Annotated in this window: 11 protein-coding genes; 9 read left to right on the top strand and 2 right to left on the bottom strand. The window is 33.5% G+C overall.

Annotation, left to right across the window (positions count from 1 at the left end; all coding sequences use genetic code 11):
• Positions 1-273 precede the first annotated feature (273 nt).
• From FG167_RS10740 to uvrB, 7 genes are all read left to right on the top strand, one after another.
• Positions 274-2,652 carry a T9SS type B sorting domain-containing protein gene (locus FG167_RS10740; RefSeq protein WP_203458275.1) on the top strand — a complete coding sequence of 793 codons (2,379 nt, stop codon included), beginning with the start codon at positions 274-276 and terminating at the stop codon, positions 2,650-2,652.
• 30 nt (positions 2,653-2,682) lie between these two features.
• The gene (locus FG167_RS10735) at positions 2,683-4,500 is read left to right on the top strand and encodes a gliding motility-associated C-terminal domain-containing protein (protein ID WP_203458274.1); all 1,818 of its coding nucleotides are present in this window, start codon (positions 2,683-2,685) and stop codon (positions 4,498-4,500) included.
• 164 nt (positions 4,501-4,664) lie between these two features.
• Positions 4,665-9,458: a T9SS type B sorting domain-containing protein gene (locus FG167_RS10730; protein ID WP_203458273.1), complete on the top strand. Its 4,794-nt coding sequence runs from the start codon at positions 4,665-4,667 to the stop codon at positions 9,456-9,458.
• A gap of 82 nt (positions 9,459-9,540) precedes the next feature.
• Positions 9,541-11,868, top strand: coding sequence for a T9SS type B sorting domain-containing protein (locus tag FG167_RS10725; RefSeq protein WP_203458272.1), 2,328 nt, complete (start codon positions 9,541-9,543; stop codon positions 11,866-11,868).
• A 70-nt stretch (positions 11,869-11,938) separates the two neighbouring features.
• Complete coding sequence (locus tag FG167_RS10720; RefSeq protein WP_239004374.1) at positions 11,939-14,002, top strand: gliding motility-associated C-terminal domain-containing protein; 2,064 nt, start codon at positions 11,939-11,941, stop codon at positions 14,000-14,002.
• 151 nt (positions 14,003-14,153) lie between these two features.
• On the top strand, positions 14,154-16,685 hold the full coding sequence (locus FG167_RS10715) for a T9SS type B sorting domain-containing protein (RefSeq protein WP_203458271.1): 2,532 nt from the start codon (positions 14,154-14,156) through the stop codon (positions 16,683-16,685).
• A 142-nt stretch (positions 16,686-16,827) separates the two neighbouring features.
• Positions 16,828-18,831, top strand: a complete 2,004-nt coding sequence (uvrB, locus tag FG167_RS10710) for an excinuclease ABC subunit UvrB (protein ID WP_203458270.1) — start codon at positions 16,828-16,830, stop codon at positions 18,829-18,831.
• A 300-nt stretch (positions 18,832-19,131) separates the two neighbouring features.
• Here uvrB and FG167_RS10705 read toward each other — a convergent pair whose 3' ends face one another.
• Positions 19,132-19,533, bottom strand: a complete 402-nt coding sequence (locus FG167_RS10705) for a TerB family tellurite resistance protein (protein ID WP_203458269.1) — start codon at positions 19,531-19,533, stop codon at positions 19,132-19,134.
• Positions 19,534-19,750: 217 nt separating this feature from the next.
• On the opposite strand from FG167_RS10705, the gene FG167_RS10700 reads away from it, so the two are divergent.
• Positions 19,751-20,038: a DUF1456 family protein gene (locus FG167_RS10700; protein WP_203458268.1), complete on the top strand. Its 288-nt coding sequence runs from the start codon at positions 19,751-19,753 to the stop codon at positions 20,036-20,038.
• A 155-nt stretch (positions 20,039-20,193) separates the two neighbouring features.
• On the opposite strand, the gene sucC is transcribed toward FG167_RS10700, so the two are convergent.
• A complete protein-coding gene (gene sucC / locus FG167_RS10695) occupies positions 20,194-21,387 on the bottom strand; it encodes an ADP-forming succinate--CoA ligase subunit beta (RefSeq protein ID WP_203458267.1) in 1,194 nt (397 codons plus the stop codon).
• Between the two features lie 232 nt (positions 21,388-21,619).
• Between sucC and lysA the strand changes: the two genes are divergently transcribed.
• Positions 21,620-22,858: a diaminopimelate decarboxylase gene (gene lysA / locus FG167_RS10690; RefSeq protein WP_203458266.1), complete on the top strand. Its 1,239-nt coding sequence runs from the start codon at positions 21,620-21,622 to the stop codon at positions 22,856-22,858.
• The last annotated feature ends 96 nt before the right edge of the window (positions 22,859-22,954 follow it).

Genomic DNA, 22,954 nt, shown 5'->3' with positions numbered 1-22,954 from the left:
AAATAAAGAACATACTAATTTTTGCGAAAATTTTCATTGAATCTATTTTTGCAAACACTAATATATTTATTTAGAACCCAATATTTATAGAGGAAATTCATCCCATTTCAAATAAATTATTAATCTGGTAATTCCATTCAATTACCAAAACACTTTACTAGAAAAATACTACCTTTAACGTAAAAATATTTGTATACAGAAACCGTTTAAACTACTTATTCCTTTATAAGTTAAACGAGTAAAGTTTAAACTATTTATAATACTCTAGCAATAATGACTAAGAATTTAAAACAAATCATTTTATTCAGTTTAATACTGTTAAGCTTAAAAGGTTATACGCAAAACGAAGCAGCAAACTGGTTTTTTGGGGAACAAGCTGGAATGACTTTTAATAATGGTTCTCCTGTTAGTATTCTTGGTGGCGAATTAGAAACAGAAGAAGGATGCTCTACTATTTCAGATAAATATGGAAATCTTTTATTCTATTCTGATGGTATAAACGTTTGGAACAAAAACCATATTATTATGCCTAATGGAAATGGTCTTTTAGGTGATTTTTCAAGTACACAGTCTGCCTTAATTGTACCAAAACCAAATTCCGATGCTATTTTTTACCTTTTTACAGTAGATGACAAAGCTGGTGTTAATGGTTTACGTTATTCTGAAGTAGATCTAACTTTAGATAATGGCTTAGGAGATATAACATCCAATAAAAATATTCTTTTAACAACACCAACTGCCGAAAAAATAACTGCTGTTGAACATGCCAACGGTGTAGACATTTGGGTAATAAGTCACAAATGGAATAGTAATGAATTTATTGCTTATCTAGTTTCTAATTCCGGAATTAACACTACACCTATTATTAGTGCTATTGGTTCTATGCATAACGACGTAAATAATAGTATTGGTTATTTAAAAGCCTCTCCAAATGGACAAAAAATTGCTTGTGTTAAATCTTTTGAGAATAACGAAACACAGATTTTTGACTTTGATGCTTCTACAGGTATTTTAACAAATCCGATTACAATTTCAAATTATACTTCCAATAATTTTGGTCCTTATGGTTGTGAGTTTTCGCCAGATAGTAAACTACTATATATCTCAGAAATAGATAGAAACAATAACAGTTCTAAAATCCATCAATATAACTTACTTCCTTATACAGAAAGCGCTATTATTAGTTCCGATATAATAATTGCTCAAGAAAACATTGATTTAGGTGCTTTACAGCAAGCTTTAGACGGGAGAATATATATAGCTAAATATGGTTCCCAATATCTTGGAGTAATAACAAATCCTAATGAAATTGGTTTAGCCGCAAACTACATCTCGGAAGGCTTATACCTCAATGGAAATGCTAGTCAATACGGCTTACCTCCTTTTATACAATCTTACTTTTACGCAACCAATGTATTCTCAAATACATGCTATGGTGATACTACATCTTTTGAAATAGAATCTTCTTCTATTATAAATAACATTACTTGGAATTTTGGGGATCCTGCATCTGGAACCGACAATACCTCAACTTTAACGAACCCTACACATATTTATTCAACCCCTGGCGATTATACAATAACTATTTCTATAGATACAGCTGGTGAAACACAAACGATATATAGAAATTTGAATATTTCACAAACACCACCAACATTAAATTTAAACCCACTAATGAGCTGCGTATTGCCTTTAGAAAATGCAGAGTACAACTTATTATCTGCCATACCAACTAGCGCTACGAATAACAATATTTCGTTTTTTGAAAACCAAAATGATGCAGAAAATAATATAAACGCAATTTTCAATATTACCAATTACGAAAACTCATTAAATCTGAATACAATTTATGTAAGACTAGAAAATAACAATTTTGGTGATTGTTATAGCGTTAGTGAACTAGAATTAATTGCTAATTTAATACCCGAAATTGAAGAAACGGAAACGGTAATTTTTTGTAAAAATTCGGGATTTGATTTTGCCACCTTAACGGTAGGAAATCTTCCTGGGATATTAAGTGATTATTCCTTTTTATGGTTAGAAACCCTAGAAACCACACCTGAAATTCAAGTCACAGAATCTGGCATTTATACGGTTCGAATTACAAACCTATCTTCTATTTCTCTCGAAAATCCTGAAGGTTGTTATTCCGATAGAACCATAACAGTAAATGCCTCAAGTATTGCTACTATTCCTCCTATTGAAATATTCAATAACAACTCCATAAACATTACAGCTATTGGACTTGGAGATTATGAATATGCGCTAGACGATATCACAGGACCATATCAAGACAGCAATACATTTCTAGCTATTGATGGAGGTTCACATACTGTTTATGTTAGAGATAAAAACAGTTGTGGTATCGAAAAACAGTCTGTTGCATTAATTGGTTTCCCACCATACTTTACTCCTAATAATGATGGCTTTCATGATACTTGGCAAATCTCTGGTGTTTCTGAAACCATACAACCCAATACTACAATTAGAATATACAATCGTTATGGTAAACTTATTAAACAGATAAGTCCTACTAGTCTTGGTTGGGATGGTACCTTTAATGGGCAAAAAGTACCAAATGATGATTATTGGTTTGCTGTTACATTACAAGATGGAAGAGAATATTTCAATCATTTTGCTTTAAAACGATAAAATCAATCGCGTATAATTACATAGCACACCATGAAAACGCGTTGTACCTTATTATTTATCTTGCTATTTGTCAAAAGCCTTTTTCTGGTTCATGCACAAGAGATAACCCTGTTTCAGCAATTTAATGGGCATTACGACTATTTAGCTATTGGTAACACGTTAAATCCTGAAGAAAATAACCAAAGTACTTTTTGTCAAATCCTTCCAGCTTCACAAGCATTTTTACAAATGCCAGCAAACACAACCATTAAGGCAGCTTTCTTGTTTTGGGCTGGATCTGGAGAAGGAGATTTTGAAGTGTCCCTAAACAACATTCCTATTACCGCCGAAAACGTGTACAACGTTAATTTTGAAGACGATAACTTTGGTACATTACCCTATTTTTCTTGCGCTACTAATATTACAAATCTAATAACAACTCAGGGTAACACGAGTTATGAATTAACGAATTTAGATATTTCAGAGACACTATCAAGCAATCCTGGATACTGTGTGAATAGAACCAATTTTGCAGGATGGAGTATCTACATTATATACCAAGATAATGCACTTCCATTAAATCAAATAAACTTGTTTTTAGGATTAGATATTATTAACCGAAACGTACAAGAAAAAACCATCCTTTTAGATAACCTGAACGTTTTAGACACCCAAGGTGCAAAAATTGGTTTTCTCGCTTGGGAAGGAGACAATGCCTTAAATCTTGGAGAAACCTTATCTATTAATAATACCATAATTTCTAATCCGCCATTAAATTTAGCGAACAATGCTTTTAATGGCACCAATACCTTTACGAATTCGGCTAACTTTTATAATGCCGATTTAGACGTATATTCCATTCAAAATAATATTGCTACTGGAGACACCTCAGCAACCATAAAGTTAACTACACAAGCAGATTTAATTATTTTAAATAACATCATTACCGTTTTAAACAGTCAACTACCAGATGCTACAATAGCTGTTAACCAATATTCTATTCCTTGCTATAGCAAAACTATAGACCTAGATTATACCGTCTATAATATAAACAGTACCGCAACATTACAAGAACAAACTCCAATTGCGTTTTATGCAAACAATCAACTTATTGCACAAAGCACCACGGAAAATGAAATTGCTATAGATGGTTTTGAAAACGGAAATATTTCACTCACCATACCAGAGAACATTCCTGATGCTTTTATATTAACTATTGTTGTGGATGATATAGGAAATGGTAACGGGATGGTTTTAGAGTTAAACGAAACCAATAATATAACCACAGAAAACATACAACTTATTCCGCTACCAGAAATTATAGAATTGGAAAACATGTTAAGTTGTGACCTTGGTTTTAATACGGCATATTTTAATCTCACCAACCAATTAGAATTAATCCAATATGAAGATATAAATACGATTCGTTTTTATGAAGAATTTGAAGACCTAGTAAATAACGAAAATAATATTCTTAATCCAGAAAACTATTCAAGCATTGCAAGTCCTCAAATTATTTATATTAAGGATGCTGCTGAAGAATGTTATACCATTTATCAATTTAATCTAATAACTGAGAACTGTCCTCCTATTATTCCGGAAGGATTTTCACCCAACAACGACAATGTAAATGATTGGTTTAATATTCAAGGTTTGTATGATATTTTTGAACGACATGAACTGCAAATATATAATAGATATGGCACACTAATATTTGTTGGAGACAACTCTAAACGATGGGAAGGAACAGCCAATCGCGGATTAAATAATCAAAATAAATTACTTCCTGTTGGTACTTATTTTTACGTACTGAACTTAAACGATAGCAACTATAAAATCATGACAGGATGGGTTTATTTGAATAGATAGTGAATTCAATGACAGGTATTTCATCGATTTTATTTGCGTTTAATCTAATTTTAGTGTATTTTTGACCTCTAGAATTAAAGTCCAATAAATTGAAAAAGAGCCAAATAAACACAAACCCTCCACTAAAGCTAGTACTTACGTGTATTTTAATAGGCATCAGTTTTATGCAGGATTCATTCTCGCAACAAATTTCCATAGATAATTCACAAACACCACAACAACTTATTGAAAATAGTTTAATTCAAGGTTGTGTTGAAGTTTCCAATATAGTTTCTAACGTAAACGGAAGTGTAAATGGATTAACTAGTTATGGTTATTTTGAAAAAGGTACTTCCAATTTTCCTTTTGAAAATGGAATTCTATTATCTACAGGAAATGCTACTTCTGCTGGTAATTCCACAAATGCAAATAACATGCATGATGGGGAAAGCTCTTGGGCTACCGATCCAGATATAGAAACTGCTCTTGGTATTTCGAATACCTTAAATGCAACATCTATTGAATTCAATTTTATTTCAGTTACCAATCAAATTCAGTTTAATTATATTTTAGCTTCCGAAGAATATTACGCAACCTATCCTTGTGAATACTCAGATGGTTTTGCTTTCCTTTTAAGAGAAGTTGGTACAACTACTTATACTAACATTGCTGTTCTACCGGGAACTAACATTCCTGTAAACACAAGTACCGTACACGATGAAATTGTTGGTCATTGTGCTGCAGAAAACGAAATGTACTTTAATGGCTATAATATTGGAGATACAAACTTTAACGGACGAACAACCGTACTTTCTGCTACAGCAAGCATTATTCCTAATGTACAATACCAAATTAAATTAGTTATTGCAGATCAAGATGACCAGAATTATGATTCTGCTGTTTTTATTGAAGGAAATAGTTTTAATGCAACCGTAGATTTAGGAGCAGATATTACAACTTGTGCCGATTCGGTTACCATAGATGCCGACACGGATAACTCTTTAGCAACATACGAATGGTTTTTAAATGGCACGTTAATTCCTAACGAAACACCTCCACATATAAAAACCGTGACACAATCTGGTTTATACCAAGTGGTCGTTACTATGCCTATTGGAGACAGCGTTTGTGAGATAACAGATGAAATTCTTGTTACATTAAGCTCAGAGCAATCTGCTGGAAATATTGCAGATTATGAAATTTGTGATGACCTTAGTAATGATGAAGAAGAAACCTTTAATCTTTCTACAATGCATGGACAAGTCTTGGCTTCGGTACCTCCATCAAATTACAATATTAGTTATTATACCTTGAGTACAGATGCACACAGTGGAAACAATCCAATAACTACTCCTATAGTAAACGCTAGTAATCCGCAAATAATTCATGTAAGAATTGAAGATACAGATAATGGTTGTTTAGCATTTACTACATTTAATCTAGTAGTAAATCCTTTACCTATAATTACAGACCCAACACAATTAGATGTTTGTGATGATGCAACTTCAGATGGTTTTACAACCATAGACTTCTCGGATAAAAATGATGAAATTACTGGAGGAAACACCGCATACACAGTAAACTATCATTACTCGCAAACCGATGCAGACAATGTAGTAAATATAATTCCTTTACCGTATACAAATATCAATACAACAGAACAACTTTTTGTCAGTGTTGTAGATGCTTCTACCGGTTGCGTGAGTACAACAACCCTGGTAATTAATGTTTTAGAAAACCCAGATATTAACACAGATGCACAGCAAATTAACGCATGTGAGCCAGATGATGATGGTTTAGCTTCTTTTGATTTATCCACCATAATTCCAGATGTATTAGAAGGCTTAACAGATGTTACCGTTACATTTCATGTAACGTATGCTGATGCACAAACTGGAGATAACCCAATTACAAATTATCAAAATTTTAATAATACAATACCAAATACACAAATTGTATTTATTAGAGTAGTAAGTAACGCTACCGGTTGTGCTTCTATATCTACAGTAGAACTACATGCAAACTTATTACAATCTGGAACTGCCATTAGAGATTTTAGCAAATGTGACGATGCTTCTAATGATGGTATTGTTGAATTCAATTTAGATGCTGTTGGCAATATAATTGCAAATAATGTAGAAGATGCTACTGTTACTTTTTATGAAACAGAAAACGACCAAACCGCTGATCAAAATGAAATTGACAAGTCGGTACCTTACACAGTAACAGAGAATCCGCATACTTTATATGTTACCATTGAAACACCTGAATGTATTTATTTTTCAAACATTAATCTAATTATTGATCCAGCAACCATTATTCAACCATTAGATACGGTAGATTATTGCGATACAGATGATGATGGTTATACCTCTATTTCTCTAGAAGATTTTAACGATTATGTAAGTATTGGAATCGCAAATGCTGCTGTAAAATATTTTTTAACTGAAGAAAATGCCGATAATAATGAAAACGCATTACCTCCTTTTTACACAAACACAACAAATCCGCAAATAGTATATACACGAGTTAGAAATACTGTCACTGGCTGTTATGATGTTGCCGAGTTAGAAATACAAGTGATTCCCGCTCCTACGGTTATGCAACCAATTGATATTGTTATTTGTGATGACGATTATGATGCTTCGTATATTGTAAATCTAGAAGATAAAATTGGAGAAATAGTAAGCAATACTTCCGATTTAACGATCACTTTTCACACTTCCGAAAATAATGCAAATGCAAATACAGGTGCTATTACTAACACGACTGCATACAATGCTAATACGCAAACCATTTATACACGAGTAGAAAGTAACATCACCACTTGTTTCGCTCTTGTTGTTTTTGAAATAATAGTAAACACACAACCTCTTTTTACTACAATTACTAATTTTAGACATTGTGAAACAGATGGAGATCAAACAGGAGATTTTATTTTTAATGAAAAAGATGTTGAAATCTTAAATGGACAACCTGGTAAACAGGTTTTATATTTTGAAAACGCACAAGATGCAATAGACAGAACAGCAACAAGCATTATAGATAAAAACGATATATATCAAAATACAGCCAATCCGCAAAGAATATATATAAGAGTAGAAAATATTTCGGATCATGATTGTTTTGACACCTCTTCTTTTTTAATTGAAGTAGGATTAATTCCAGAATACACAGCACCTTTAGATTTTATAGTTTGTGATGATATTGCAAATGATGGAAAAGAGACTTTTGATTTTTCTGAAAAGGTCGCGGAAATGTCTGCTTCAAGCACAGAAGATTTAACCATTACATTTTATACTTCTTTTGACGATGCTGAAAATGAAGAAAACAGCCTTCCGCTAGAATACGAAAACACAGAAAACCCACAACAAATCTATGCTAGAATAGATAACGGAACGTATTGTCATGGTATTTCAGAATTCGGATTAAACATTATACAAGTACCAAATGTGAGCCCTACAGGTCCTTTACAAAAATGTGATACAAATACCGACGGATTTATAAATTTCGATTTAACAAACGTGGAAGTAGATGTTTTAGGTGTTAGACAAGATGATATTGCAATAACCTACCATCCTTCTTTTAACGATGCAGAAGCACATACCAATATAATTAACAACCCAAGTAATTATACCAATACTAGCAATCCGCAAACAGCATATATTAAAATTACTAGTACGGTTTCTAACTGCTATGTTGCTGTGCCAATAGAATTAATTGTAGACGTTCCTCCTAGTATTAATACTGTTTCCATTTTTGAAACATGTGATAATGTTGACAAAACCTATAACCTTTCCGATACCATAGATTTTTTAATAGACGATGTAACCAATATTGCTGTTACTTTTTATAGCAATCTTACTGATGCACAAAATGCACAAAATCCGTCAAACGATGCGTATATCTATGCTACAAATAATGACACTATTTATGTAAGAGCAGAAAACACAAATTCACATTGTTATTCTACTTCGTCTTTCAATTTGCATGTAAATAGTAGTCCGATTACAAATACGTTAACCGACTTACAAACTTGTGATGATGATTATGACCAAATACAACTCTTTAATTTAGAGGTACAAACAGCCATCGTTTTAGGAAGTCAAAATCCAAATGATTATACAGTTTCTTACTTTGAATTAGAAGAAGAAGCTATGGACAACGATAACGAAATTACCGATTTAAATTACTACGCTTTTAACGGACAAACCTTTTACATTCGTATTGAAAACAAAAACACTTTATGTTATAGCATCACTAGTTTTAATACTATTGTAGAGAGAAAACCGGTTGTAGAAATTGAAGATCAAACAATATGTTTAGAAAGTCTTCCGCTTATTGTTAGTGCGAATACAGGTTTTAGTAGTGATGCGTATTCTTGGTCTACGGGTGCTACAACTTCAGAAATTGAAATAACAGAAATTGGAAGTTATTCAGTAACCGTTACTACAGATTTTGGTTGTCCAACTTCTGCAACTTTTAATGTGATAGAGTCAGAACAAGCAACTATTGAGTTTACCGAACAAGTAGATTTTTCAGACCCAAATAATATTACTGTAACCATTAGTGGTATTGGTGATTACTTCTACATTCTAGATAATGGTCCGGCACAAGAATCTAACTTTTTTAATAATGTAACACTTGGGCCGCATATTATTACTGTTTTAGATGCTAATGGCTGTGCTTCTGCTACTAAAGAAATTGTAATTATTGACACACCACTTTTCATGACACCAAATAACGATGGTTATAATGACACTTGGCATATTACAGGCGTTAACCAACTTACAGGAACCATTGTATATATTTTTGATAGATATGGAAAACTATTAAAAACATTGTCGCACACTTCTCCTGGTTGGGACGGAACGTACAGAGGACAAAAAATGCCAGCTAGTGATTATTGGTTTCTTGCCGAAGTAATTCAAGATGGAAAGAAATTTGAATTAAAAGGTAATTTTACACTTAAACGATAAATACAGGTCGTAAATTTCTTTAACATATCATTTTCCTTATAAAACCTAACACTTCTTTATATTTGCAATCCAATTATATGTAATGAAGAATTGCTTTACGGTTTTATTATCACTTTTTACTTGTTTGCTATTTTCACAAAACATACAAGTAGATAACAATACCTATACCCCACAACAACTTATTGAAGACATTTTAATTAATAGCGAATGTATTAGTAATGTTGTTGTTACTAATGTAGAAGGTGGCAATTTTAATGGAACAGACCAAAGTTATGGTTATTTTGATGCTTCAGGAACAACCTTTCCCATAAGCAATGGACTGGTTTTAAGTACCGGAAGATTATCTAACGTTCCAGGACCAAATACGAGCTTAAGTGATGATAATGCTTCTGGATGGTCTGGCGATAGAGATTTAGAAACTGCTTTAAGCGAGAACAATACTATAAACGCAACCATTTTAGAATTCGATTTTCAATCGCTTAGTAACCAAATAAGTTTTCGTTATTTATTCGCTTCCGAAGAATACCAAGAAGGAGATAATAGTACCTGTCAGTATTCCGATTTGTTTGGCTTTTTAATTCGTCCAACAACCTCTACAAACTATACCAATATAGCGTTAGTCCCAGGAACCAATACGCCTGTAAAAGTAACCACTGTGCATTCTGGTATCCCAGGTGCTTGCAACCCAATTAATGAAACTTTTTTTGGAGGTTGGAACGATGCTTCTGCTCCTATAAATTTTAACGGACAAACAGCCATACTTACAGCCACAGCAACCATTACCCCTAATGTAACTTATCATGTTAAACTAGTAATTGCAGATGAGCAAAACTATAGGTATGATTCCGCAGTTTTTTTAGAAGCGGGAAGTTTTACATCCGATATTGATCTTGGTTTAGATAGACTTTTTGCTACAAGAAATCCTTTATGTGAAAACGAAACTTTAGATTTAGATGCTACACAAACTGGAGCTACAGGGTATACTTGGTTTAAAAACAGCTTACCAATTGCAGGAGAGACCAGTCCCACTTATACCGTTCTAGATGCTGGTACCTATAGCGTTACCATTACCTATCCTACTACCTGCGTAACCTCTGGAGAAATTACAGTAGAATACGCAACAAACCCTATTATTAACGACGCTACATTAATTGCTTGTGATTTAAACCAAGACGGAATCACAACCTACAACCTATTCGATGCGCAACAAGATATGGTCACCGATAGCAGAGATACTATCACTAATTTTTATCTCTTTGAAATAGATGCAGAAGACGAAATAGATGAAATTCCTAATGCAGCAGCTTTCGAAAACACTATGGTTTTACAAACCGTTTTTGCTCGTGTAGAAAATGATTTTGGTTGTTACGCTGTCGCGGAATTGCTTTTAGATATTTCAAACAATGTGGTTACTATTCCACCATTTTCAGCATGTGATAATTTCCTTGTAGATGGTTTTACCGAATTTGATTTAAACCAACTACGCTCTCAAATTGAAACACAAGTTCCTGCAGGATCTAGCATTACTTTTTATCCTACGGAAGCAGATTTACAAGCGGAAATAAATAGTATCAACGGAAACTACACCAACATCATCCAAGATACAGAAACCATTTATGTCCGTATCACCAACGGAAGCAGTTGTTTTGCTATTAGCACAGTAATGCTATCGATGAAATACACTCCTATCCTTTTAGAAGATGAAACCACAAACTACTGTTTAAATAATTACCCAAACACCATCCCATTAGAAGCCGGACTGTTAATTGGTGCTCCTGGAGATTTCACTTACCAATGGCTATTCAATAACAACACTATAACATTTACAACCGAAACCATAAACATTAATGAAACTGGAACATATACGGTAATAGTAACACATCCAGATGGTTGTTCTGCAACTAGAGATATTATTGTCGAACCTAAAGATACAGCCTTTGTAGAATCTGTTTCGGTATCTGGCGTGGCGCCAAACAATACCATTAATCTTACTGTTTCCGGATTTGGAGATTATGAATTTGCATTAGACGATAGTAATGGAATATACCAAGACAGCAATATATTCACTAATATTTCCGCAGGAGAACATATCGCATACATACGAGATAAAAATGGTTGTGGTACAACTAAAGAAGTTATTTACGTTTTAGGTTTCCCTACGTATTTCACACCAAATGGAGATTATTACAATGAAACTTGGATGCCATTAGGTGTCGATTTAGATTTTAAAGCAACCATGATTATTCAAATTTTTGATAGGTATGGTAAACTTTTAAAACAAGTAAGTCCACAAAGTCAAGGTTTTAATGGTACATTTAACGGCGAAAATTTACCGTCGTCAGATTATTGGTTTGTAGTTAGTTTTTCTAACGGAAAAACCTACCGAGGACATTTTGCTTTAGTACGCTAATTATTGTTTATAATTGCACTCTATTGACTATTATATTTTTTATTATTTTTACCACCCTTAAAACTAATTAATGAAAAAAACTATTACCCTATTCTGTTCTATTGCTCTTTTATTATTTACTATTACTAGTACATCAAGCAATACCAATCTTGTTAAAAACATAAATAAAACAACAGAATGCCCTGCTGCTGTTATTACCTCTTTTTCTCCTTCTTCAGGACCAGAAAATACATTAATAACCATTACTGGAAGTAATTTCAGCACTGCAAATACGGTAGCATTTGGAGGAATAAACACTACTTTTAATATTATTTCAGATACAGAAATAACCGCTTTTATTCCTGCGGGAACTAGTGCTTCTGCTACTATTTCTATCATAAGTACTGGAGGCTGCACAGGAACATCTACGTCAAACTTCACGTTGTTAGCTTCAGAATGTACTACTGCAGAAATTTATATTTCAGAAATTTATGATGCTGTTTCTGGAGATTACGCCGTTATAGAATTGTATAACCCTACCAATGCTCCTGTAGTTATTGATAACATCTATGAGATTGTGAGATATGGTGATATTGGAAATACTGCTCCAAATAATATCTTTAATAATATCACAGGAACGATAGCTCCTTTGAGTACTTTTATTATTCAAATGGGAAGTAGTGGTTCTGATTGTCCTTCATTAAGTGTAGATTTTAATATTCCCACAGGAATTAATGACAATGATGAATTTGAACTTTTAAAAAATAGCGTCATCATAGATAATGTGCATGCACCAAACGAAAGAGGTTATAGTATTATCAGAAATGCAGACGCTACCATTCCACAAACCACGTATGATAGCAATGATTGGTCTATAAGCTCTCAAGAAGATTGTTCCGATTTAGGTGTACATACTGCTGATGCCATTCCAGATAACACACCAAATATTACACATCCAACGTCACAATCTATTTGTGAAAATGGATCAACTACTTTTACAGCTTCTGAGGATTCTGGAACATTTTCATACCAATGGAAAACACTTAACGCTTCCGGAAACTGGGTAAACGTAACCAATAACACGAATTATTCAGGCGCTACAACGGGTACATTAACCCTTAATAATGTTCCTGTTAGTTTTGATAATAACCAATATTATTGCGAAATCACTTCACCTTCTTGTACGCTGATAACCAATGCAGCCCAATTAGAAATTAATGTGATTAATCCACCAACATTAGAGTGTTGGCAGACTGCTACATTTAATAGCACAACGTGTGATTGGATAATAACTGGTACGCAAGATCCAATACCAACAGGTTTAGCATGTTGGGAAACTGCTACATTCAACACTACAACTTGTGCTTGGGAAGTCACTGGAACCCAAGACCCAATCCCTACTGGTTTAGCATGTTGGGAAACTACAACATTCAATAATACAACATGTGCTTGGGAAGTTACTGGAACGCAAGCCCCTATGCCTACTGGTTTAGCTTGTTGGGAAACTACAACATTCAATAATACAACATGTGCTTGGGAAGTCACTGGAACGCAAGATCCTATGCCTACAGGTTTAGCATGTTGGGAAACTACTACATTCAATAATACAACATGTAGCTGGGTAATAACTGGAATACCTATTGATTTTGATTTATCACTTTCAAACATTACCATCGTTGATAACACGATAACAGTAAACATGACAGATATTAGCATAAACTATATTTACATTGTAGATTCTGGTGCTTCTCAAGAAAATCCAACCTTCACAGATCTTGCTAATGGCCTTCACACCTTAGAGGTTCAAGATGAAAATGGTTGTGTTTCTAAATCTATTTCTTTTGAGGTTCTTGTTAATCTGGATGCCATAGTAATTCCTAACGGATTTTCTCCAAATGGAGACGGAATTAACGAATGGTTTAATATTCAAGGACTTTATGACACCTACACAAATCATAGTCTAGAAATTTATAACCGTTACGGATCCCTTATTTTCAAAGGAAACAACGATAATAAATGGTACGGAAAAGCGAATAAAGGTCTTTTAAGTACAGATAAAACACTCCCGGTAGGAACTTACTTTTATGTATTACACCTTAACGATGCCAATGCTTCGAAACAAAGATATATAGGTTGGGTATACCTTAACAAATAACGTATAGTTTAAGTATTCTTTATTAATCTAATATTTTATCATATATTTAGGAGCCTTATTTTTCAAATAAGGTTCCTTTTTTTATAAGGTAACATTCACATAACATAAGACTAATTAAATATTAATTATTTTTGCGCCCTAATTATAGCTAATGAAACGTATTAAACTTTTACTTGTTTTTATTTGTACTTTTTTTATTTACAATGCAAGCAACGCCTTTAACACCAACAAAAATATAACTGATAATACAAAGGCTTCTAGCTTTTGTCCTGCTCCAGTTGTAACTTCTTTTTTCCCTTCTAGCGGACCAGAAGACACATTAGTTTACATTAGCGGAAGTGATTTCACTACTGCAGCAACAGTAGCATTCGACGGAATAAGCGCAACGTTCACTATAATTGATGACAATGAAATAGAAGCTTATATTCCTGCTGGAATTTCAGCCTCTTCCAATATAACTATTACTAGTACTGGTGGCTGTGTAGGAAACTCGGTAACAGACTTTACTTTATTAGCTTCCGAATGTACTACTGCAGATGTTTATATTTCAGAAATTTATGATGCAAATTCTGGAAGTTATGCCGTTATAGAATTATACAACCCAACCAATGCTCCTGTTGTTTTAGATGGCGTTTATATTATTGAGCGTTTTGGTGATATTGGAAATGCTGCACCAAGTCATACCTATAATGTATTAGGAACCATACCTCCTTTAGACACTTTTATTATTATATTAGGAAGTGGTTCTGATTGTCCTTCATTAACTGCTGATTTTAATGTTAGCACAGGTATTAACGACAATGATGAGTTTAAACTTTTTAAAAACGGTACCTTAATCGATATTGTTAATGCTCCTGCTGATAGAGGATATACCATTATTAGAAATCCCGATGCTGCCGTAACCCAAACTACTTATACTGCTAGTGATTGGTCTATAAATTCTAACGAAGATTGTTCCGACTTAGGTTCGCATACCGCAGATCCAATTCCGGATAATACACCAACGATTACAAATCCAACTTCACAAACCATTTGTGAAAATGGCACTGCTACTTTTACAACATCTATATCTGGTAGCGAAACATACATCTACCAATGGAAAGTTTTAAACAGTGCTGGAAACTGGATAAATGTAGTTAATGATACGAATTACTCTGGAGCTACAACAGCTACTTTAACCATTACAAATGCACCTTCAACTTTTGATGCGAATCAATATTATTGCGAAGTGACTTCGGCTAGTTGTGATTTAGTTACGAATGCTGCGCAGTTAGAAATTAATAATATGGCAAGTACACCAATATTAGCATGTTGGGAATCGGCAACGTATGATAGCGCAACCTGTTCTTGGGTAATAACAGGAACGCAAGCTCTAGCACCAACTGGTTTAGAATGTTGGGAAACAGCTACATTCAATACTACAACCTGTGTTTGGGACGTAACTGGAACACAAGCTCTAGCTCCAACTGGTTTAGAATGCTGGCAAACAACAACATTTAATAGCACTACTTGTGCTTGGGACATAATTGGGACGCAAGATCCAATGCCTACTGGTTTAGAATGTTGGGAAACAGCAACATTTAATACTACAACCTGTGCTTGGGTAATTACAGGAACACAAGCAGCAGCACCAACAACTTTAGAATGCTGGGAAACGGCTACATTTAATACTACAACCTGTGTTTGGGATATTACTGGAACGCAAGATCCAATGCCAACGTTAGCATGCTGGGAATCTGCAACATTCGATAACACAACTTGTGCATGGGTAATTACAGGAACACAAGCAACAGCTCCAACGGCTTTAGAATGTTGGGAAACAGCTACATTTAATACTACAACCTGTGCTTGGGAAATAACAGGAACGCAAGATCCAATGCCAACATTACAGTGTTGGGAATCGGCATCATTCGATAGCACAACTTGTGCTTGGGTAGTAACAGGAACACAAGATCCAATGCCAACTGGTTTGGCTTGCGGACAAACAGCAACTTTCAATAACACAACATGCGCTTGGGAAATAGTAACTGGAACGCCAGATCCAATGCCAACAGGTTTAGCGTGCTGGGAAACAGCTACATTCAATACTACGACCTGCGCTTGGGATATAACAGGAACGCAAGATCCAATGCCAACATTACAGTGTTGGGAATCGGCATCATTCGATAACACAACTTGTGCTTGGGTAGTAACTGGAACATTTGTCGATTTCACACTAGATACTTCTAATATTACCATTTCAGGAAACACACTAACCGTAAACATGACAGATACGAGTATCAATTATGAGTATACTATAGATGCTGGTACTTTTCAAACAAACCCTTCTTTTACTAATATTGCAAATGGCATACATACCTTAACGGTTCAAGATGAAAATGGTTGTGTAATTAAATCATTACCCTTTACCATCGAAGGTGTCCAAGAAATAAATATTCCTTTATTTTTCACTCCAAATGGCGATAATATAAACGATACTTGGTTAATAACCGATACGCAAAATACGATTAAACAAATCTTAATATTTAACAGATATGGTAAACTCTTAAAAGAAGTTTCTCCTGCTGAAAAATATTGGGACGGAACCTACAGAGGATATAATTTAGAAAGTAATGATTATTGGTACTTAATCACATTATATACGGGTGAAGAATTTAAAGGACATTTTACCTTAAAACGATAGTTTCAAAAAATTTCAAAACCCATTAACTTTAAGTAATTTAGCAGAATTACAGGTATAACGTTTTTGTCGTTCCGTATAGAAAATGGAATCCACAATAACCCATTATTAGATATTACCTAATAGTGTAGTAGGACAATAACATATGAAATTTAAAATAGAATCGGAATTCAAACCAACTGGAGATCAACCAAATGCAATAAAACAATTAGTGCATGGTTTAGACACCCATGAGAAATACCAAACCTTACTTGGTGTTACAGGTTCTGGTAAAACATTTACCGTTGCAAATGTCATTGAAGAAACCCAAAGACCGACCTTAGTTCTTGCACATAACAAAACTTTAGCCGCACAACTATACAGTGAATTCAAACAGTTTTTCCCGGAAAATGCGGTCGAGTATTTTGTTTCCTATTATGATTATTACCAACCAGAAGCCTACATACCAACTTCTGGGGTTTATATAGAAAAAGATTTATCTATTAATGAAGAAATAGAGAAGATGCGATTAAGCACCACCTCTTCCCTACTTTCTGGGCGTCGTGATGTGATTGTTATTGCTTCCGTTTCGTGTTTATATGGTATTGGAAATCCGGTAGAATTTCAAAAAAATGTAATTACTTTAAAACGAGATCAAGTCATTTCTCGTACCAAATTATTACACCAATTAGTACAAAGTTTGTATTCGCGTACCGAAGCCGATTTTAACCATGGAAACTTCCGAATAAAAGGAGATACAGTAGATATTTTTCCAAGTTATGCAGATGATGCTTTTCGCATTCACTTTTTTGGCGATGAAATTGAAGAAATCGAATCTTTCGACATTCAAACCAATAAGGTTATTGAAAAATATGATGTGCTAACCATCTATCCTGCAAATATGTTTGTTACTTCTCCAGACATTTTACAAGGAGCGATTAAAAGCATTCAAGATGATTTAGTCAAACAATACGATTATTTTAAAGAAATAGGAAAGCATCTAGAAGCAAAACGTCTTAAAGAACGCACCGAATTTGATTTAGAAATGATTCGGGAACTGGGTTATTGTTCTGGAATTGAAAATTACTCAAGATACCTTGACGGAAGAGAACCAGGAACACGACCTTTCTGTTTATTAGATTATTTTCCTGAGGATTTTCTCATGGTTGTAGATGAAAGTCACGTAACTATTTCACAAGTCCACGCGATGTATGGAGGCGATAGAAGTAGAAAAGAGAATTTGGTAGAATATGGCTTTAGACTTCCAGCTGCCATGGACAATAGACCATTAAAATTTGAAGAGTTTGAAGCACTTCAAAATCAAGTCATATATGTGAGTGCAACTCCTGCAGATTATGAGCTTGAAAAAACAGGTGGTGTATATGTAGAGCAAGTTATTAGACCGACAGGTTTATTAGATCCTATTATTGAAGTAAGACCAAGTTTAAATCAGATTGATGATTTAATTGAAGAAATACAACAACGTATAGAAAAAGACGAACGTACTTTAGTGACTACACTTACGAAACGTATGGCCGAAGAATTAACGAAATATTTAAGCCGAATTCAGATCCGCGTAAATTATATTCATAGTGATGTAGATACTTTAGAACGTGTACAAATCATGCAAGATTTACGTAAAGGTATTTATGATGTTTTGGTTGGTGTGAATTTACTACGTGAAGGTTTAGATTTACCAGAAGTATCTTTGGTTGCCATATTAGATGCAGATAAAGAAGGTTTTTTACGTTCGGCAAGATCATTAACCCAAACCGTTGGTAGAGCTGCAAGAAACCTGAACGGAAAAGCAATTATGTATGCCGATAAAATTACAAAAAGCATGCAAAAAACGATTGATGAAACCGAATACAGACGTGCAAAACAAATTGCCTATAACACCAAGCATAATTTAGTACCAAAAGCATTAAATAAAAGTTTAGATAGTGCTTTAGGTAAAAATTCGGTGAGCACCTATAGTTACGAATTAGAAGCGGCAAGAGCGGCAGAACCAGAAAGCGAATATTTATCGAAAGGAGAATTAGAAAAGAAAATTCGTGAAAAACGGAAAATTATGGAGCAAGCAGCAAAAGCTTTAGACTTTTTAGTTGCTGCAAAACTTCGTGACGAAATTAAAAGCTACCAAGGTAAACTGGAAGAGTTGAAAGTTTAACTGATGACTGATGACTGATGACTGATGACTGATGACTGATGACTGATGACTGATGACTGATGACTGATGACTGATGACTGATGACTGATGACTGATGACTGATGACTGATGACTGATGACTGATGACTGAAACCTATGTCATTTTGAGCTTGTCGAGAAATCTTTTTTCAACTAATACCTAAAGCCATTTTAATTTAGAGTGGAAAAAAAATATTTAAAAAATGAGATTCCTGTCTACACAGGAATACCTTCAACTAACTAAATTAAATGCGCCTTTGGCTTTTTAATTTAGAGTTTCACTTAATTATACTGTACTTTAAAAATATCTATCAAAACATCTGGTGGTACAATTTTATTTGGAAAGCTTTCCATTAAATACAATACTCTACTAATAGACTCATGGTTTAATCCCATTCGTAAACCAAAATTATGCAATTTAATAATTTCCTTATCTTCAATTTCATCATCAATACTCATTAATAAAACCAATCTATGAAATTGTACAATACGTTCACTATGTGATTTTAAATGTGTATAATCTATAGGATTTTCTATAAGGTAATCAAAATCTTCACGAGAAATATGCAACTGCTTCGCTACACCTATTAAAAATTTATGCTCAATACTTTTTATCATCTTGTCACATTTTGCAAATGCAATCATTTCAGACAAAAGGCAAAGTTTTTCTACCCTATTTACCATTACTATGAGGAATTAATTAATTATTATAAAGTTAGATATAATCCCTCTTTTATAATCGTTGATATATTGTATCTTGTCGAAAAAAAAAGAGTAATTCATCGCTTTTTTACTAGTTTCATAGAAACAAAATCTTACAAAACACGAAACAAAACCTTTGTTTACAGCATTTTAGACGGTTTTCACTTATAAAACTAACAAAAAAAAATAAAAATCTACTATGACTAATAATGACATATTTAAAAAACTAAGAGTAGCACACAAACTTCGTGATGAGGATATTATTAAAATTCTAGCTTTAGTCGATTTTAGAATTGGAAAGAGTGAGCTTAATGCTTTTTTCAGAAAAGAAGATCATCCTAAATATATGGAGTGTGGAGATCAAATTTTACGAAACTTTCTAAATGGTTTAGTAATTCATTTACGAGGTCCAATGCCAAAAAAAGGAGAGAAAAAAATAAGCGATACTCCAACAAAAAATAAGATACAAAAAAAGAGCAACGATTAGTTGCTCTTTTTTTTGTCTTCTATTTACTTATCATCATTTTAAAGAATACAGATTTGCCTATTCTCTTTTTAAGGCATAAAAAAAGAGCAACCAAATGATCACTCTTTTCTATATATTTATGAGATACAGAAACTAGTTCTGCATCACATTTTAATTTACTTAGCTAATACAGCTTGTACTTTATCTGCAGCTTCTTGAAACTCAGTAGCACTCATTACATCTAATCCAGAATTATCAATTAATTCTTTAGCAATATCTGCATTGGTACCTTGTAAACGTACAATAATTGGCACTTCAATATTACCCATGTTTTTGTATGCATCAATCACACCTTGAGCAACACGATCACAACGAACAATACCACCAAAAATGTTAATTAATATTGCTTTTACAGCTGGATCTCTTAAGATAAGTTCAAAAGCAATTTCTACTCTTGCTGCATCTGCAGTACCACCAACATCTAAAAAGTTAGCTGGCTCACCACCTGCTTGCTTAATTAAATCCATAGTTGCCATTGCAAGTCCAGCTCCATTTACCATACAACCAACGTTTCCGTCAAGATCTACATAGTTTAATCCATGCTCACCTGCTTCAACTTCAATTGCATTTTCTTCACGTAAATCACGTAAAGCTGCTAAATCTTTATGTCTAAATAATGCGTTATCATCTAAAGATACTTTAGCATCTACAGCCATTATTTTAGAATCACTCGTTTTTAAAACTGGGTTAATTTCAAATAAAGAAGAATCAGACTCCACATATGCTCTATATAAAGCAGTAACAAATTTTGTCATTTCTTTAAAAGCTACACCAGATAAACCTAAATTAAAAGCTATTTTTCTAGCTTGAAAACCCATGATACCTAGAGCAGGATCTATTTCTTCATGAAAAATTAAATGCGGTGTTTCTTCAGCAACCGTCTCAATATCCATTCCACCTTCAGTAGAATACATAATCATATTTTTACCTGTTCCTCTATTTAAAAGTACAGACATATAATATTCTTCTGGTTCAGAATCTCCAGGATAATACACATCTTCAGCAACTAAAACTTGATGTACACGTTTACCTTCAGCAGAAGTTTGTGGTGTTACCAAATCCATTCCAATAATTTGTCCTGCAATTTCTTCAACTTCTTGTAAGCTCTTAGCAAGCTTCACTCCACCACCTTTACCACGTCCACCAGCATGAACTTGTGCTTTAATCACGTGCCAACCAGTTCCTGTGTCTTCCGTCATTTTTTTTGCTGCAGCAACTGCTTCTTGAGCTGTTTGTGCAACGATTCCTCTTTGAATACGTACGCCAAAACTGCTTAATAATTCTTTTCCTTGATATTCGTGTAAATTCATCTTGTTTAAAGTAAAATTGTTAGTTCTCTTTCGCCAAAAGCTTCAAAGAATTTATAATAAAACAAAAGTAAATAATCACAAGAACTTACCCTAATATTTAATTATTAAAAAATCAACAAACTATAGAAACTTCAAATTGTTAAATAATTAACAATATGTTTAAAATGTGTAATAATATGCTATTTTAATTTTTATAACCTTGAAAAAAAATATCTTTGAAAAAAAATCACACATGCAAAACAGCGAATTATTAAAGATAGCAGAAGAATTCGGGAGTCCGATTTACGTTTATGACGCAGACAAAATAGCTTTTCAATATAAGCGTTTAACTTCAGCTTTTAAAAAGGTTAAACAGGTAAAACTGAATTATGCTGTTAAAGCGCTATCTAATATTTCTATTTTAAAATTGATGAAAACTTTAGGAGCAGGATTAGATACTGTTTCTATTCAAGAAGTAAAACTAGGGCTTGCAGCCGGTTTTACACCAGATCAAATTATCTTTACACCTAATGGTGTTTCTTTAGAAGAAATTGAAACTGCTGCAAAATTAGGCGTTCAAATAAATATAGACAATCTATCTATTTTAGAACAATTTGGTACGAAACACCCAAATACTCCTGTTTGTATTCGTATCAATCCGCATGTAATGGCTGGTGGAAACACAAATATTTCTGTTGGACATATAGATAGTAAATTCGGAATTTCCATCCATCAAATACCACATATCCTTCGAATTGTTGAAAATACGGGAATGCATATTAACGGTATTCACATGCATACAGGAAGTGATATTTTAGATATTGATGTATTTTTATATGCTAGTGAGATTTTATTTGAAACTGCAAAACATTTTAAAACTTTAGACTTTATTGATTTTGGTTCTGGTTTTAAAGTACCTTACAAAGAAGGAGATATTGAAACGAATATTGAAGAATTTGGAGAAAAACTAACCAAACGTTTTAATGATTTCTGCAAAGAATACGGAAAAGAATTAACCCTTGGTTTTGAACCAGGAAAATTTTTAGTTAGTGAAGCTGGTCAGTTTTTAGCAAAAGTAAATGTTGTAAAACAAACTACTTCTACAGTTTTTGCACAAATAGATTCCGGATTTAATCATTTAATAAGACCTATGCTTTATGGATCGCAGCATGAAATTGAAAACATTTCTAACCCAGAAGGTAGAGAGCGTTTTTATAGTGTTGTAGGTTATATATGTGAAACGGATACTTTTGCGAATAACAGGCGTATTGCTGAAATTAACGAAGGAGACATGATAGCTTTTAAAAATGCTGGAGCCTATTGTTACTCGATGGCTAGCAATTACAATTCGCGTTATCGTCCTGCTGAAGTACTTTGGATAAATAACGAAGCACATTTAATTCGAAAAAGAGAAACTTTTGAGGACATACTTCACAACCAAATAGAAATAGAGATTTCTAGCAAAACAAAGAAAAAGGCTTTAACAAAATAAGCCCTTTTCATTCTAAAATATAAATCCGTTTTAAGCAAACCTATGCTTACAGCGGATTTTTTTTTATTAAGAAAAACCATTTATCTGCGTTTTCCG

Origin of the sequence: Lacinutrix sp. WUR7 (assembly GCF_016864015.1) — a bacterium.
Taxonomy (GTDB): Bacteria; Bacteroidota; Bacteroidia; order Flavobacteriales; family Flavobacteriaceae; genus Oceanihabitans.
Note: the sequence above shows the minus strand (reverse complement) of the source record. Positions and strands in the feature narration are given on the sequence as shown.

What these genes read in the sequence shown, in the direction of transcription:
- uvrB (WP_203458270.1), top strand. Translation starts at nt 16,828, where the DNA reads ATGAAATTTAAAATAGAATCGGAATTCAAACCAACTGGAGATCAACCA.
- FG167_RS10740 (WP_203458275.1), top strand. Translation starts at nt 274, where the DNA reads ATGACTAAGAATTTAAAACAAATCATTTTATTCAGTTTAATACTGTTA.
- sucC (WP_203458267.1), bottom strand. Translation starts at nt 21,387, where the DNA reads ATGAATTTACACGAATATCAAGGAAAAGAATTATTAAGCAGTTTTGGC.
- FG167_RS10725 (WP_203458272.1), top strand. Translation starts at nt 9,541, where the DNA reads ATGAAGAATTGCTTTACGGTTTTATTATCACTTTTTACTTGTTTGCTA.
- FG167_RS10700 (WP_203458268.1), top strand. Translation starts at nt 19,751, where the DNA reads ATGACTAATAATGACATATTTAAAAAACTAAGAGTAGCACACAAACTT.
- FG167_RS10720 (WP_239004374.1), top strand. Translation starts at nt 11,939, where the DNA reads ATGAAAAAAACTATTACCCTATTCTGTTCTATTGCTCTTTTATTATTT.
- FG167_RS10735 (WP_203458274.1), top strand. Translation starts at nt 2,683, where the DNA reads ATGAAAACGCGTTGTACCTTATTATTTATCTTGCTATTTGTCAAAAGC.
- FG167_RS10705 (WP_203458269.1), bottom strand. Translation starts at nt 19,533, where the DNA reads ATGGTAAATAGGGTAGAAAAACTTTGCCTTTTGTCTGAAATGATTGCA.
- FG167_RS10730 (WP_203458273.1), top strand. Translation starts at nt 4,665, where the DNA reads ATGCAGGATTCATTCTCGCAACAAATTTCCATAGATAATTCACAAACA.
- FG167_RS10715 (WP_203458271.1), top strand. Translation starts at nt 14,154, where the DNA reads ATGAAACGTATTAAACTTTTACTTGTTTTTATTTGTACTTTTTTTATT.
- lysA (WP_203458266.1), top strand. Translation starts at nt 21,620, where the DNA reads ATGCAAAACAGCGAATTATTAAAGATAGCAGAAGAATTCGGGAGTCCG.